Raw genomic sequence first — 449 nt, forward strand, 5'->3', positions numbered from 1 at the left:
CACAGGCGCTGTCGAGCGACGCGTTCATCGCCGCCGCGCAGAACAATCTGGTCCTCCTCGTAGGCTTTACGACTATCTGTCTGGTGCTCGGCCTGTTCCTCGCAATCCTGTTGGACCACGGCATCCGGTTTTCCGAGAAGTTCCAGACGGTCTATCTCCTCCCGATGAGCCTCTCGTTCGTCGTCACCGCGCAACTGTGGCTCTGGATGTTCAACGTCGAAAGCGGCATCCTCAACCTCGTCGTGACGACCCTCGGGTTCAATCCCGTAGACTGGCTGGGGAACCCATCAATCGCGCTCGGCGCGGTGATATTGGCCCTCATCTGGCAGTTCAGCGGATACACGATGGTCGTCTACCTCGCGGGGCTCCAGTCGATTCCCGACGACCAGTTCGAGGCGGCCCGCGTCGACGGCGCGAGCATCACTCGGACCTACCTCCGCATCATCGTC

General features: G+C 61.2%; 1 pseudogene. It reads left to right on the forward strand.

The window, feature by feature from the left end:
- Positions 1-449 (forward strand): annotated as a pseudogene (xacH, locus tag D3D02_RS19785) (xylose/arabinose ABC transporter permease XacH); the annotation flags it as partial.

This window comes from Halobellus sp. Atlit-38R (genome assembly GCF_003665925.1).
Taxonomy (GTDB): domain Archaea; phylum Halobacteriota; class Halobacteria; order Halobacteriales; family Haloferacaceae; genus Haloquadratum; species Haloquadratum inordinatus.